Origin of the sequence: Aeoliella sp. (genome assembly GCF_965227375.1) — a bacterium.
In the GTDB taxonomy this organism is placed as follows: domain Bacteria; phylum Planctomycetota; class Planctomycetia; order Pirellulales; family Lacipirellulaceae; genus Aeoliella.
Genome location: NZ_CBDDFX010000002.1, coordinates 2,018,654 through 2,033,684, shown reverse-complemented (window position 1 = coordinate 2,033,684; position 15,031 = coordinate 2,018,654). Strand labels below are relative to the sequence as shown.

Sequence of the window (15,031 nt, the reverse complement as noted above, 5' to 3'; positions counted from 1 at the left end):
CCACACCGCTTCTAGATTCTGGCTTGGATGACGATCTATCCCTTAAAAATAGGCGAGCTGGTCTTTTCTCCCTGCCGTGGGTATCCGAGAGCAGATTCAGATTTGACGAGAACATCCTGTTCGGACATAATGTACCCAGTTGGTGGTTGCCTCTCGAGACCAGTCTTCGTCAGAGCCCAGATCAGGAACTCCTACCATGGTCCGTAGATTCGCGCTGGTGTTCAGTTTGTTAATGGCGGCTTGTCACTCCACCGCCCTGGCGAATCCCATCGAAAAAGGCAAAGGGTTATCCCGACGCGCTCAAGCAATGGCGCACGAAGTGCTTCACCAGGGCTTGGAAGCGAAGGGGTTCTGGGTTCGGGTGCACGCGGCGGAGTTCCTACTCGATTGTGGCAATCAGCAAGCAGTGGAAGCAACAGTATCGCGGGAACTAAAGAAAAACGCCGATAACAAGCCGGAGCGAATCGGAGCTTGGCGTTTAGCGTATCGTGTGGCTGACTCTGATCAGGTCCGCCTCGAGTTCGAAGCGAAGTTGCGCGGAGTTGCAGCGGACCCCGAAGCTTCTGATCGTTTGCACGCAGTAGAATCGCTTGCCAAGCTGGGGATCCAACTTCCTAGTGGCGAGCTACAAACTATCGTTACGAAAACCCGCGAAAAAGGAACTGGAGAACTCGCCTACGGACTATGGCTTGCTGTGGTTCAGAAGCAGAACCAGGACAAAGAAGAGAATCATGTGCGACTGGCCTCGCTCCTGCTGAGCGATGACCAAATGACCAAACTTCGTTCGGCCTACGCACTGTGGCATTTGTCCAATGAATCGCCGATGATTCGTGATGCTATCATTGACACTGGGGTTCGAACAGCGCAGTTGAACCTCGAATCGGATCTGGAGGAGATGGCTGGTGCGCGGAACATCGCCTTGGCGTGGAAGGTTGCTGAACGGTTTGGAGTGGACGACGACATCGAAGCAGGTAAGGAACAGAGTATTCAGCAGCTCAGTACTGCACTGAAGCAAGCAGCTGAACAATCGGAAGAAGTCGAGAAAATACTTGCCGATACTCTGGCTGAGCTTGGAACGACGGATGATGCTGAGCGCTTACTGAAGTTGCTTTCTTCCGATCATGAAGATGTTCGAGTAAGCGCAGCGCATGCACTTCTGAGGATACAGATAAGGATTGGCGGCAGCGAAACTCTTGAAGACCGCTGAGTGACGCTTCTCGTCAAGCGATAATCACCTACTTTACGAGTCGTGCAAATCCAGTCTGGCGTGGTCCGCCGGGCAGCATGGACTCCACTTGATCTGACTCCATGGCCTTTGCCACTACCTTCATGGCTTCGGCTGCTTGGCGACAGTATTGGTCAATAAGCGTTGTGCTGTGGGCATAAGTGGGATAGAAGCCAGAACCGCTGAGAAAACCTCGCTTTAGCATTTCGACCGTGAATAGTGTGCTCACGGCGTTGCTCTGTCCGCCTTGAAATTGGATATGCTGCAAGGAGTCTCTTCCAGAGATGCGGAGGGCCACCCCTTCGCTTTGTGCGATTTGGAGAAGACGGCTACGGAATTCGCCACCGATGGCGGCAATATGTTCATGCACGAAATGGTCGCTCAGCTTGTCTATCGTAGCCAGTGCAGCGACGGGTCCTACGCTTTCAGTCCAATAGGTACTAGAAATAAAGGTCTTCTGAAAGAACTCCATAACGTCTTGGCGACCGATGATTGCTCCCATCGGAAATCCATTGCTCATGGATTTGGCAAAGACGGCCATGTCGGGCGCGACGCCGAAGTGCAGATGTACTCCGCCAACCGCGAACCGCCATCCGCTGGTAATCTCATCGAAAATCAGAACTGCTCCACAGGCGTCACAAAGTTCTCGGACCCTCGGCAAGAATCCCGGTTCGGGCTCAGTGAAGCGAAAAGGCTCCATTACAACCGCGGCAAGGCGGTCGCCCGCCTGGGCGACAATCTGCTCCAGCTCATCCGCCTGGTTGTAATTGAAGGGAAGTGCGGTGCCGGCTAAGCCCTTCGGTACTCCTGCCGGATCGAGCCCAGGCAGTAAGTGACTACCTAATCGATCAACACGGTGCGACTCTTCGCTGCCTGACTTTTCTAAGTTGGTCGCAAGATACCAATCGCTCCAGCCGTGATACCCGCAAAACGCGACCATGTCGCGATCCGTCGCCGCGCGAGCCACCCGAATCGCTACCGCATTGGCTTCACCTCCAGTGCGTGTAAAGCGTGCGCTATCAGCCCAAGGATGAATCTCGAGAAGCCGTTCCGCCAAGTCAACTTCCTCGGGAGCATTCAACGAACACATTGAGCCAAGCTGCACGCGGCGTACCACGGCTCGATTTACATCGAGATCGGCGAATCCTAGCAAACAGGAGCCGATACCGGAGGTAGCGAAGTCGACGTACTTGCGTCCATCGAGATCAACGACTTCGCAACCCCGCGCTTCGGCAAAGTAAGCAGGCCACACCTGGGGGGCATACATTTCGGGACGTTTGCTGAGGAGTTGGGTCCCGCCTGGGATGCGTTGTTTAGCTTGCTGGTAACGAGCACCTGTCTTTGAATCGGACGACTGATCTAAGTTCAGCAGACGACGCGCGTTGCCATTCATGACAAGCTCTGCATCGTTGCTGTTTAGTTGAAGATTGCGAAAAGTGGTGAGCAGAGCTTTCAAGGACTCCATGCCGACCAACCACGGTTTGACGCGACCGTCCGAGCAAGTTTGAATCACTGACTCGTCGAGCCAAACGAACTGATCGCCAATGCTGACTGCACGTCCCAATATCTCACTGACGGGAAAGTCGGTACCGAATAGCAACCGGCGGGGGCCAAAGCTCCTTAGTACGGCGTCGAGAGCAGGCGACTCACATACGGCTGAGGTGTCGAAATAGACATTGTTGAGTCCAGCCAAAGAACGGATGCTCCGAACGGTGTGGTCGGCGCAAAATCCTCGGGCCGCATGGGCTAGGATGAGCTTTGCATTGGAATAAGTTTCGCAGTGCGTGCGCAGATAAGCTTGGTTCGTGACGTCTGCCAAAGCATGCGGCTTGACGATATGCAACATGATAGCGAGTGAGTACTTGTCTGCGAGCGACCACACCCATGTTGGAAGAAACTCGCCAATCTCAGCTTGTTGAGTATTCCGCCTCGTGGCATAGCAGTGGTAAACTTTGAAGCCGGCTATCTTTGGATGACAATCCAGGATCTGTTGCTCAATGCTCTCAGGGTTGCTGCTCGGAGATACGAGCAAAAGCGCTCTGGAATCGCTGCTGGGGCCTAACTGAGATAGCACATAGTCGTTGGCCGATGGAATATTGAGATCGGCCTTGGGGTATGCAAAGAAGAGACCAGCACTCGGAACGCGATGACCCATCCATGTACGCAGCGAGCTTTTCCAGTCGTCGAAGCCAATACTTCGTTCGGCACCGGCCAGCAATTGCGGCAACGAATCGTTTCCATCTCCGCGTCGATATAAGTGGGCATGGATATCGAAACAGGTGTCGGGCAGGTAGTCACCGCACAACTCCTCGAGTAGCGGTAAACCTTGATTCAAGGCAACTTGGCGAAGGTCAGCCCCTGGCGATCCATCTACCATGCAGTCCAACCTCCGTCGACCACAAGGTTATGACCAGTGACATAGGAGCCTGCATCCGAGCAGAGAAACACAAGTGGTCCACCAATCTCTGACGCAAAGCCCACGCGGCCCATCGGTGATTTTTTCTCCAGTCTAGCGATCAACTCACTCGGAGCCCCATCGGGGTTGGGGAAAGGTCCGGGGCTTAGGCAATTCACCCGAATCAGATCCTTGGCCCAATACACGGCGAGATGCCGTACCATTTGAAGAATGCCGCCTTTCAGACATTGGTACGCGGCGGAACTTGCGGGCGCGATTTCGTGATAGACTTCGGGATACGAGGCCACCATGCCGTACATGGATCCTAGCATCACTACGCAGCCTGGTTTTTGATGGGCAACCGCTGCATCACGGAATTGACGCGAGAGCAAGAAGTAACCTGTCGCGTTACGCATTTGCTGGTCAAACCCTGGACCATCAATATCCTTCCAATCACGAGGGTCGAGGATATGCCCATTGTTGACCAAGATGTCGATGGTGCCTGCACGCTCCTGGGCAACTTGAAATCCCCTTTCAATCACTTCTTCGTCCCGATAATCAATCTCGACACCATGATGCTCGCCAACGTCTACCTTGATCAGATCGGCAGCTGTATTTAGCGCGCGCTGTTCGGAACGGCTGCCTACAACGACGCGAGCACCGGCGGCGGCCAGGCTCGCGCAGAATGCCCGTCCCAAATAACCACTGCCACCGGTCACTAGTGCTGTCTTGCCACGCAAGTCGAATGGTGAACTGTCTTGTTGCTCCATAGTGCATGCCCTAAGCAAGTCCCAGCAATGAGAGAGAGTCTCGATAGATCATCGCTTCGATCGCTTGTTCTGACAGCTGAGGGAGCTGGGTTCCCACTGTCATGTCGTTAAGTCGACGCAAGCCTGCCATTGTGTCGCTCACGCCGGTGAAAGGATAATCGGTACCAAACAGAATCTTGTCCCAAACGCCGTACTCCTGCACCAGCATCAGGCTGTTGTATAGTTGCCATGGTCGGTAGTAGAGTGCGCTGACATCCGCATAGAGGTGCGGGTGCTTGCGAATCACCGCGATGCATTCGCCTTCGTAAGGATGTCCCAGGTGCGCCAGGATCGCTCTGACCTCGGGAAATCGGTTCCCCACCTCGTCCAAGAGTCTTGGCAAGGTGAATCGCACCGGCGCCTGGCTGACGAATGTCGTACCAGTATGTAGCAGTACAGGAAGCTGATGCTCCTGTGCATATTCCCAAAAAGCGTCAAATGCTGGATCACTTGGCGAGAATCCGGCATACATAGGCATCAACTTTACACCACGCAAGCCCAACTCGAGGTGTCCTCGACGAAGTTCTCGGTCCCATCCCTCCTCGGCCAAATCAAGGCTCATGAAACCGATCATGTTGGAAGGCGCCTGCTGGACGTACTGGGAGACGAAGTCGTCGTCGACCCAGATGCCGCTTAACTTGGCTTTGCCACCAAAAACTATGGAGACAACTTCCTCACCTTCAGGAGTCTTCGCCTGATAGTCCGCCAAACTGGTGTCGAGTTCGGGCGTATCGCCGCCTCTTGCTCGGGCCGCTTGCGCAACGAATCCCGATGTCATGTGTCGGGATGGATCCCACACGTGTGAATGCACGTCAACAATCATGGCTCACCCAACTGTATCAGCAAGTGATCGCACGGCATCCTCTATCACTTCAAGTGTTCGGGCGATGTCGGCTGCCGTGTGTGCTGTACTCACACTTCCTTGTTTGGTCGGTTTGGGGAAATGGTAAATACCGCGCTCGATCAATGCTTGTCGATACTTGGCATCGAACTCGAAGTCGTGCGACGTTATTAATTCCCACCAGTTCGTAGGTCTACTTTCGGCAAAGTAAACCACGTGAGCACTACCCTCTCGAACCAGGCACGTCTGCACGCCCAGTCGATCGAACATCGCCTGCATGCCTGAAACAAGCGTTTGTGTGTGTTCTTCTAGTTGAGCGTATAGCTGCAACTCGGGGTCGGCCAACTTCTGCAGGCACGCCAAAGATGCGGCCACTGGAATCGGATGAGCGTTGTAGGTACCGGCCACCAGCACGCGACGGTTGGGGTCTGGATCGACTGTCAACTCCAGCAGTTCGGCCTTGCCGGCCAAGGCGGCTATGGGAAATCCGTTTGCCATCGCCTTGCCAAAGGTCGATAGATCGGGAACCACGCCTGATATGCCTTGATAACCGCCCAGCGATGCGCGAAAGCCAGTTTTGACTTCATCGAACACCAAGACGAAACCGTACTGGTCTGCCAGCTGTCGCAGCCCACGAAGGTAGCCAGGTGCAGGATGAATCACCCCTACATTTTGCAGTACCGGCTCAGTCACGAGGGCCGCAATCGGGTACTTCCGCACCATCGCCTCCACGGCCTCTAGATCATTGAACTCCACGGGGTGCAACAGTGCCAACTCCTCTTTGGGTATGCCGGCAGTCATGGGGCATTTTGGATACTCACCTCCCTGCGCAGGACTACCACCAAGGGCCTCGGCGGAGTCCATAAGGTTCACAGCGACCACATTCTGGTTGCCGTTGTAACCACCTTGCATCAGGATCACGTGCTCTCGCCCGGTATATGCCCTTGCCACCCGAATCGACTGGGCGGTTGCTTCCGACCCGGAGTTGAAGAACTGAACGCGTTCTTGCGTCGGTACGCATTGCAGAAATAGTTCCGCCAGCGTTCCTTCTTGCTCGGTTGGGCCCGTTCCATAGTTGCTTAATCCTGATTCCATGGCGTTGCGCACCGCAGTGTTCACATCCGGGTCATTGTGCCCGAGGATGTAGGGAGCGAACCCAGCGTGATAGTCGATGTACTTGTTTCCATCGACGTCCCACATGTAGGCACCGCGGGCTTGGGCGAAAGCTAGCGTTGGTGACGTGGCTCGATTGACGGATGCCATTCCGCCGGGAATCCACTGCATGTTGCGTTGCAGGATTTTGCTGGAACGGTCACTGCTCTTTATAGCACTCAACTCGCCCGTGCTGGAAACTTGGGTCATCGCGATCTACCTCGTGCATCAATTGGGAGGACTACAGGCTCTCTATTTCTCAAAAACCACCAGGCTTCGTTGGCGAGATTCATGACGGGGCAGATGTGATTAGGAATCACTTGAACGCGCTCGCCTATCTGAGGCGCCGCATCGCATTCACCAATGGCCACCTGTGCATGCTCTTCACTCAAGGCGGTAATAGTCGCATTCGGATAATCTGGCAGGTACCCGAAGCCGGTGTGGGGCGCTGGAATACACCGGTCAATGGCCAACGCTTTACTGCCGGAGTCTAGCACAACCTGGCCTGGCACTGCCGTGCTGACAACAGTGGCGATAACCCGCGCGGCACAAGCTGTTAGGTCGCAGAATCCACCGCGAAACGTATTCATGTCATTGTAGACGTAGGTGCCCGCGCGAATCTCCGTAAGCGACTTCACCAAGTGCGATTGGTAGGCCGTTGGAGTCGAGCCGCCCGAGACAATCTCTGCCTGCAGTCCCTTTGCCGCCCATGCTTGTAGATGATCGCCAATGCCACTGGATACGGCTTGCAGTTCAGTCTCTTGCTGAGAGGGAGGTGACCAGACGTGTCCGGGATAAACGAAGAGTCCCGCCAGATGCAGGTTCGGCGACAGATCAATCTGCTGCGCCAGCGCCAGGCTCTGCTGTGTCGTTAGCACGCCCGTTCGTCGCATGCCAACATCGACGTCCACCAGCACACGAAGCGGCTTCGCGGCGCTGGCAACTCGTTCGGTCAGGCTATCAATAGCCTCACGTGAATCCACGGCAAAGATGGCGAGATCCGACACCTCAGAATCGCCCGCGACCCGCAGAGCTCCCGGAGCGATTGGTGGGTAAGCGATCAGTCGGTCGACATTCGCGCCATCAAAGGTATCGAATTCCCCCGACTTGGCCACGGTAAGGCCAACCGCGCCGGCGTTCAACTGCAATTGGGCAATCATGCGCGATTTATGTGTCTTCGCGTGAGGGCGAAAAGCAATCTCCCATTTGCTGCAGTATTCACTAAGAGCTCGGATGTTGTTGACAGCGGTGGTCCCATCGATGGCTATGAACGGCGTGAGGAGCTTGCCGCAGTCCAGCACCTGTCTCCAGTCGACCGGCAACGCATCCGCCGGAAGGTACGAGGAAACATCGCACAGTTGCATCGATCGTTGGGATGGCAGCTCAGTCTGCATTCTATGGATTGGGCTGATAGTTTGACTGCTTGGAGGCCGGGAAGAGGATGCTCAACACTACGCCGACGACAATTCCAGTAACGAGGGACGTTGGGAGGATCCACAGAAAGCCGATCCCGTCAATGAAATCCAACTGTAATGGTTGAGAAAAGGAGATGGAAACGGCCACCGCCATAGCCGCTGACCCTGCTGCGATGGCAGTTGAGGCTTGGGCACGCGGCACAAACATGGCCATGAAAAACAACACGAACAGTGGCCCAGTCATTAGATTTGCCACTCGCACCGTGCATTCAAACAGGTTGCCCTCGATGTACTGCATGAACGTAGACGTTACGACAACGATACAGCCCATCAACGCTGAAGCAACACGAGCAGCCACTAGTTGCTTCCTCGCGTCGAGCCGAAGTCCACAGAGTCCTTGTAGCCAGTCGGTGGTGATCACTGCGGCAGTTGAGTTGATTCCCGAAGACAAGCTTGACATGGCTGCCGACATCAGCCCCGCGATCACAAGACCTGTCAGCCCAATTGGCAAGCCGAGAGTGATGAATCGAGGAAAGAGCCGATCGGCGTTGACATAGACTTCTTCCCCTTCCCGTAGCCAGCTAGGATTGGCGAGAAACCAGCTCATCAAAGCAAGGCCTACGAGTCCCATAAAGCAGAATACCGTAGCGTCGATGACCAACGAAGTGCGGAGTACTTTCCTAGCTGTGATATCGCTTGGAGTAGCCAGGTATCGTTGGATTGCCATCTGGTCCGAACCCATCGTCGCCACGTACCAGCAGACGAAATTGAGCAGAAAACCCAAAACGGTTCGATCCGACCAGTGAAAGTTCACCCGAATGGCGGACCAATTATCGGGCCAAGCGTCTGGAATGATTTCCGAAATCCCTCCCAACTTGTAGGAGATGATTACCAGAGACACAAGGGCCCCGAGCAGCAAGATTAGCGTTTGGACTACATCGGTTGTCACCACGGCCCGCAAACCACCCAGCACGGAATAGACGACCGTGACCGCTCCTAGGACTGCGCATAACCATGGGGTTGCCGAGGGAGGCAGGTCGAAGACTGGAACGATCACCTTGTCCACGGTCGCGTAGACGACCACGGCCATCCAAAGTGTTCGTAGCAGCACGAACATGAACGACGCCAAGTACCTAACCGATTTTCCAAGCTTCACCTCCAGGATTTGGTAGGCGCTCGTGACTGGCAACTGCACCAGTTTCGGAATCAGTAACCACCCGACGATTGCAAAGACGATTGGGTACGCGATAACCTGGGACAGGATTGTCGGCCCGTGCAGGATGATTTCCCCTGGCCACGCCAGGAAGGAGATTGTACTCAGCATAGAAGCAAACAGCGACATCCCGACTGTGGTACTCGCCATCCTCCTTCCGCCCAGTAGGTAGTCCTCCGAGTTTCTCGTCGATATCGAGTAGTAGATCCCAATTCCCACCATCGCCACGAGGTAGATGACGACGATCGAGACGTCCAATGTCGTAATCGCCGCCAGATGAATTGGAAGTGTATAGAACTGCATGGATAATGGTTGAAGTTATTCTCAGTGGGGCGGTGATACGAGGTCGTGACTTCACCTTTCAGAAAGTGAAACACCTTTGCGATCATCGGTTGTGGCGGCTCTCTCAACGAAACTCCACTCAGCTTGATGGCTTGCCTCCAGGATGGCGATCTGAGTCGCCAAGGTAGCAGCAGCCTCCCGCAGACTACACGCAGCGGGGGTACCAAGATCGATTTGATCGAGAAACGCATTGGCCTGCTTCATAAACAAGTGATCGCGATCAAACTCGGGCAGACGCTGTATCTCCCACTCTTGATCTGGTTGATGGATGGTTCGCACGGTGTTCGAGTGTACTTCACCTCTGACCATTCCTCGGGTACCCACGATGGTGAGTGTTGTCTCGTTCGCCGCCTGGTGCTGATTGAGTGCGTAGGTAGCCATCACGTCTTCGTGCCTGGCAACTACGTGCACGGTGTCTTCGACGCTGACCCCCTGTAGCGCCAGACGGTTTGCATCTGCTTGCACCGACGTGGTGGGCCCTAAGATCCACTCGGCCAGATTAATGAAGTGTGTCAGGGCATCCTGTATGGCTCCGCCGCCTGATTCCCGATGCGCATAGTAGGTCTCTCGATATGCAGGTCGGTAGAAAGGAAAGTTCTGCCCTGACTGCAGGATCAGTTCGAGCGGGTTGCCAATCGTACCGCCATTAACGACATCCCGAACCTTGGAGTAAACAGAGTGACCTCGGAGTACATAGGCGACGGACGTCGGTACTTCCTCTTGTTCTGATACTTCTATCAGTTCTGCGACATCGTCCATTGACAGGCTCAGCGGCTTCTCGATGAGTACGGGAATCCCGTGCAGCACGAACTGCTTCGCCTGCGGTATGTGGAACGGAGCGGGTGTGGCAACTACTGCAGCATCGAGCGGAAGTGCCAAGAGCTCCTTGAAGCTCGTGAGCGTTCTTTCAGTCCCGATGCGGCTCGCTACTTCGCCCACGCGATTTGCATCGACGTCGCACAGGACGATGGAGGCTCTTCCTGTTTGTCCCAAGCAACGTGCATGGCGTTCGCCGATTGATCCCGCGCCAACCACGGCGACCAGTTTCTTACTAGTGTTTGCAATACGAGGTTGTGCATTAGCGATTGGGACTGCGCCTTCAACAACAGCCACGGGGGCTGTCGCCTCGGATGCCTCACCTACCGGGAGCGAATGCTCGAGCCACCGGAGCCAGTTGCCGTGGAATATTGCCTCGATTGCTTCTTGCGGGTAGTTGCGCTTGGCGAGAACCTCCGCTAGGCTTTGAATCCCCGCAATACTATCTATCCCAGTGGGCGATTGCTCTTTCCCGAATCCTCCATCCAGGTCCGAACCGATTGCCGCGATCGCATGACTACCAGCTAGCTGGCAGAGGTGATCGATGTGGTCGGCCACTGTATCAAGATCAACGGCCGATCGAGGTGTCACGCCCGTTTTCCATCCATCGACCAGCATCCAATTGTCGAACGCTACTCCAATCACTCCACCTCGCTCAATTACCAAACGAAGCTGGTCATCAGTGAACTGGCGAGCGCCGGGCACCAATGCACGCGAGTTTTGATGGCTTGCCAGCACGGAGCCATCGAAGCACTCTATCGCTTCGTAAAACGCCTGATCCGCCAAGTGGGTCAAATCGAGGGCCACACCCAGTTCCGAACACCAAGCAAGCAACTGCCGACCATCTGCCGACAATCCGCCTTGGGCTCCAGTGCCCGAAGCGTACCGATTGGTGCCGTAGTGAATCAGATTGAGCTGCCTAAGTCCGGCGGAATGGTACTCAACAAGACTGTCTCGCGAAGTGATGGGATCGGCTCCTTCCATTACCAACACCATGCCAATGGCATTGGTGCGATTCGCTTTGCGATCGTCCCAGAAAGCTGACAAGTCGCTGCGAGAGCCAATCGGCCGTAATTGACCGCTGGCCTGCATCATGCGATACCAAGCCAACTGTGCATGCGCAGCGCAGTTCGCGCCCCATGGTTGGCGATGATCTAGATCGATTCGCTTGGGGCCGATCCTGGGATAGTCTTTCGAAGGTGTGTTGCGGGCCAATAACGTCGCAAAGCAAAGCCAGATGTCTCCCTTCCTCATTTCCTCGAGGCTCACCACAGCTCCCCCTCGAGCCGCACTGTCAGAGCATTCCGACTCGGCCGCATTAATCTCGTCAACCGAACGGGTCAAATCGCGCTCGAAAGCGACTGCGTTCCAAGCCAAATCCAAATGGGAATCAATCAGAGGTAACATCTAACGCTCTTCCTCGCGGCTGGAGGTCTGAGACTGCCATATCGACCAAGCATGGTGTCGGAAGCGTGCCTGCCACAACTCGAGGTCCTGTTGGTCCATTCGATGAATCCCGTGTAAGCTGTCGGCAGAGTCAGCAGCTTCTTGAGCGGCGCCACGCAAGAGATCGGGAACTTCGTCTCGGTTGGAAAGCGTGGGAAGCACGGGTTTCATGGCTTTGGCGTACAACTCCGGTCCCCCGGTGATGTCGACCCAACGCAGTGGCCCGCAGAATCCGGCCCATAGCCCCACAGAGTTCCTGAAAGAACGGTCGACCGTCTCCGCGTCAGCAACTCCTAACTCGACCAGGTTGGCCGCCTCTCGGATAATCGCGTAGCCCAGACGATTTGCTATAAATCCGGGCAAGTCTCTCTCCACGACGCACACCTCCTTCTCGCAGAGTGCTGCAAGATCAATCGCAGCCTGAAAGGACTGTTCGCTAGTTGCATCGCCTCGGATGAGTTCCAGGAATCTCGTAGCGTACGCAGGTTCAGCCCAGTGCATCCCAAGCACGCGCTCGGGTCGCTTGCACTCCCTCTGCAAACATTCGATAGGTATTGCGGAAGTATTTGTGGCGATTGGTGTCTCGGGCGACACGATGGCTTCCAGGTCGGACATCACCTCATGCTTTGTGTTGATATCCTCCGCCACGCTCTCGATCACAAAGTCACAAACCGAAAGCTCATCGAGCGAAGTCGTGCCGATAAATTCTCTGGCTAGTGCGCTCTCGTCCACAATGCCAGCCACTTGGTGCGCTCGCATTTCTGCGACTGCTCGAAAAACTTCATCTCGCGCAGCAACCACTCCGTCCTCCTGAAGATCGACGGCAAATACGGTCAAACCGCGTCCGGCCAAAGCGGCACAGATGCCACGACCTAGCATTCCGAGACCAACAACCCCAATAGTCTTCAGCTGCATAGTACGTGTATCCCAAGCGAGGTTGGTGAAAACTCAGCCATCTGCCACATTACTCCACCCTATTGCCACGCCCTGCCATGCATTCAAAGCACGTTCGTCGTCTATAAGATCAGTAACCCAAATCGCACATCTCGCTGCGAAGGGAGAAACAAAGATTGGTAACAGCTTGCGAATTTGGACGCCGACTCGAATACTGTGAATAACGACTTGGCGTCAGCCCTTCGCTTAGTTAATGTTAGGTTTGACCTCTTGTTGTCTAATTAGGTTGGCGACGGTCCTCGGCAAAAAGGAAGACTCCCGTGCATCCCAGCAAAGTCCTCGAGCGAATCCGCTCCAACGAATCCGCGTGTGGTGTCACGCTTCATCTCCATGACGCTTCCCTGTTCGAGATGGCAGCGTCGATTGGTTTCGACGCCATCTGGCTCGACCTCGAGCATCATAGTGACGACGGGGTGCATGCATCGGAACTGCTTCGTGGAGCAAGAGCCGGAGGGCAGACCGATGTCGTGGTCCGGCCCGGCAAGGGCGAGTTCGCTCGCATGGCACGCCTTCTTGAAGTCGGCGCTCACGGCATCATGTATCCTGGATGCACATCTGTTTCTGAAGCTCGTGAAGTTGTGAGATGGGCAAAGTTCGCGCCGATTGGATCGCGTGGCTTCGACGGAGCGAATGTTGACAGCGCTTTCATGAACAGATCGATGCTCGACTACATCGAATGGGCAAACGCAAATACTTTTGTCATCATTCAGATCGAGGATATCGAATCCATCGAACTCGTAGAGGAAATCGCTCACATCAGGGGTGTCGACATGCTGATGTTGGGACCTGCTGACATGTCGGTACGAATGGGGTGTCCTGGTCAATTCGACCATCCAACCATCATTAACGCTCAAGCTCGAATCGCGAAGGCAGCCGCAGAAGCCGGAAAACACTGGGCCGTGACTACCGGATCGGTCGAACAGGCTCGGAAAATGCGAGATGATGGGGCTGGACTCGTATTTCATGGCGCCGACTTGGTATTTATTAAAAACGCCCTGCTCAACACGCTCAGCGAGTTCCGAAAGCAATCGGACCATGCGATCTCCTAGTTGATTCCCATTGCGATTGTATGTACAGGCTGTACATATCCGGTCGAGCAGAAACCAGCAAGCTGCTCGAAATCTGACCGGCTTGATTCGCAGACGCCCTTGAATTAACATTGTACTATATTGTACGAACAGGCTGTCTTTGGCAAGCCCTGTGTTATTCAAATTGGTTGGCGGAGAACAGATGGGTGCAGACACGTTTGGTGGCTCGGCGAGAACGACGAAGTACGCAAAGTTACGTGATTTGATTTCTGAGCAGATCGCTACGGGTAGCTTGAGCAAGGGAGATTTCTTGCCATCGGAGCCCGCACTGGCGAAGAGGTTCGAAATCTCTAGGAGCACTGTGCGTCAGGCGATTGCGGAACTCGAAACCGATGGTCTGGTGGAGCGCATCCCGGGCAAAGGTACGTTGGTGCTTAAGGGCGGTGGCGCGTCGACGGGTGGCACACCCGTTGCAAATCCCAATGTTCCGACTGAATCGCTCGGAGTCTTTACCGTGGTGCTTCCGGAATTGAAGACGGGGCACTATCCGGCCATGGTGCAGCATTTTGAGCAAGCGGCAAGCGACTTGATGCACCAAACCATCTTCTGCACTACCGGGAATGACGTTAGGCGGCAAGGCGACATTATCCTGCAACTGATCGACAAGCGAGTAGCAGCGGTTGCGCTGAGCCCGCCCACAGTTGGTGCTGTCCCCACGCACCAACTGCGTCAGCTTCAACTCAACGGAATTCCAGTAGTCCTGTTGCACAGAGGCGTGGCAGGCATTACCGCCCCAATTATCGAAATCCCTTACGAAACGATTGCTGCGAAGGCCGCGCGAGCTTTGCTGGAGCGAGGACATCGTAGGATTGCTTTTATTGGCAGCCATGTAAGCGAATCGACCGAAAGATACCGAGCGAGTTTTGCTCGGACAATCGAAGCCGATGGTGGATACCTTCCATCGGAGTTGGTATGGATTGGTGAGCGTCCTTTGGCCGATGCGGGCTCGCCTGACACCCAGCGGCTGCGTGATGTGGAGCAGGCGTTTCAGACCATGATGGCACTGCCGCCGGATCGCCGTCCGACAGCCGCCTTTGACCCCTGGGACGCCGATGCTGAGGCAATATATCTTGCTCTTCTGGAGCGCGGACTGAAGATTCCAGATGACTTTTCAATTGTTAGTTTCGGTGGGGCCAGCGGGAGTGGCACTTTGAGCAGTCGAATTAGTAGTGTCACACTTGACGAAAGGCACTTCGCCTTAAAGGCAGTCGAGTTGCTTGAACAAATGGTCAAAGGCGACATTCACCTAAACGACGATAGCCGTTTCACAGCAAGCCTCGGCTTTCGCGAGGGCGAAACGATCAAAGCCATTGGCTAAAGGTCGATGCCTTGCGG

11 protein-coding genes and 1 pseudogene are annotated in these 15,031 nt (G+C 55.0%); 4 read left to right on the top strand and 8 right to left on the bottom strand.

What is annotated here, in order from left to right:
* Positions 1-196 precede the first annotated feature (196 nt).
* Positions 197-1,207, top strand: coding sequence for a hypothetical protein (locus ACQK2L_RS20995; RefSeq protein WP_425399006.1), 1,011 nt, complete (start codon positions 197-199; stop codon positions 1,205-1,207).
* A 28-nt stretch (positions 1,208-1,235) separates the two neighbouring features.
* Here the strand turns inward: ACQK2L_RS20995 and ACQK2L_RS20990 are convergent, their stop codons facing one another.
* The 8 genes from ACQK2L_RS20990 to ACQK2L_RS20955 are packed head-to-tail and all read right to left on the bottom strand — an operon-like array spanning position 1,236 to position 12,569.
* Positions 1,236-3,560, bottom strand: a complete 2,325-nt coding sequence (locus tag ACQK2L_RS20990) for an aminotransferase class III-fold pyridoxal phosphate-dependent enzyme (protein WP_425399005.1) — start codon at positions 3,558-3,560, stop codon at positions 1,236-1,238.
* A gap of 35 nt (positions 3,561-3,595) precedes the next feature.
* On the bottom strand, positions 3,596-4,390 hold the full coding sequence (locus tag ACQK2L_RS20985; protein ID WP_425399004.1) for an SDR family oxidoreductase: 795 nt from the start codon (positions 4,388-4,390) through the stop codon (positions 3,596-3,598).
* A gap of 10 nt (positions 4,391-4,400) precedes the next feature.
* Positions 4,401-5,252, bottom strand: a complete 852-nt coding sequence (locus tag ACQK2L_RS20980; RefSeq protein WP_425399003.1) for an amidohydrolase family protein — start codon at positions 5,250-5,252, stop codon at positions 4,401-4,403.
* A gap of 3 nt (positions 5,253-5,255) precedes the next feature.
* Positions 5,256-6,632: an aspartate aminotransferase family protein gene (locus tag ACQK2L_RS20975; RefSeq protein WP_425399002.1), complete on the bottom strand. Its 1,377-nt coding sequence runs from the start codon at positions 6,630-6,632 to the stop codon at positions 5,256-5,258.
* Complete coding sequence (locus ACQK2L_RS20970) at positions 6,629-7,786, bottom strand: alanine racemase (RefSeq protein WP_425399001.1); 1,158 nt, start codon at positions 7,784-7,786, stop codon at positions 6,629-6,631. Before ACQK2L_RS20970 ends, ACQK2L_RS20975 begins: the two co-directional genes overlap by 4 nt.
* A gap of 31 nt (positions 7,787-7,817) precedes the next feature.
* Entirely contained in the window at positions 7,818-9,353 is a 1,536-nt protein-coding gene (locus tag ACQK2L_RS20965) for a sodium:solute symporter family transporter (protein ID WP_425399000.1), read from the bottom strand.
* A 51-nt stretch (positions 9,354-9,404) separates the two neighbouring features.
* The gene (locus tag ACQK2L_RS20960; protein WP_425398999.1) at positions 9,405-11,615 is read right to left on the bottom strand and encodes a membrane dipeptidase; all 2,211 of its coding nucleotides are present in this window, start codon (positions 11,613-11,615) and stop codon (positions 9,405-9,407) included.
* On the bottom strand, positions 11,616-12,569 hold the full coding sequence (locus ACQK2L_RS20955; protein ID WP_425398998.1) for a 3-hydroxyacyl-CoA dehydrogenase family protein: 954 nt from the start codon (positions 12,567-12,569) through the stop codon (positions 11,616-11,618).
* Between the two features lie 299 nt (positions 12,570-12,868).
* Between ACQK2L_RS20955 and ACQK2L_RS20950 the strand changes: the two genes are divergently transcribed.
* The 3 genes and pseudogenes from ACQK2L_RS20950 to ACQK2L_RS20940 all read left to right on the top strand — a co-directional run bounded on the left by ACQK2L_RS20950 (position 12,869) and on the right by ACQK2L_RS20940 (position 15,014).
* Positions 12,869-13,657: an HpcH/HpaI aldolase family protein gene (locus tag ACQK2L_RS20950; RefSeq protein WP_425398997.1), complete on the top strand. Its 789-nt coding sequence runs from the start codon at positions 12,869-12,871 to the stop codon at positions 13,655-13,657.
* Between the two features lie 181 nt (positions 13,658-13,838).
* Positions 13,839-14,057, top strand: a pseudogene (locus ACQK2L_RS20945) (GntR family transcriptional regulator); the annotation flags it as partial.
* 93 nt (positions 14,058-14,150) lie between these two features.
* Positions 14,151-15,014 carry a substrate-binding domain-containing protein gene (locus ACQK2L_RS20940; RefSeq protein ID WP_425401111.1) on the top strand — a complete coding sequence of 288 codons (864 nt, stop codon included), beginning with the start codon at positions 14,151-14,153 and terminating at the stop codon, positions 15,012-15,014.
* The last annotated feature ends 17 nt before the right edge of the window (positions 15,015-15,031 follow it).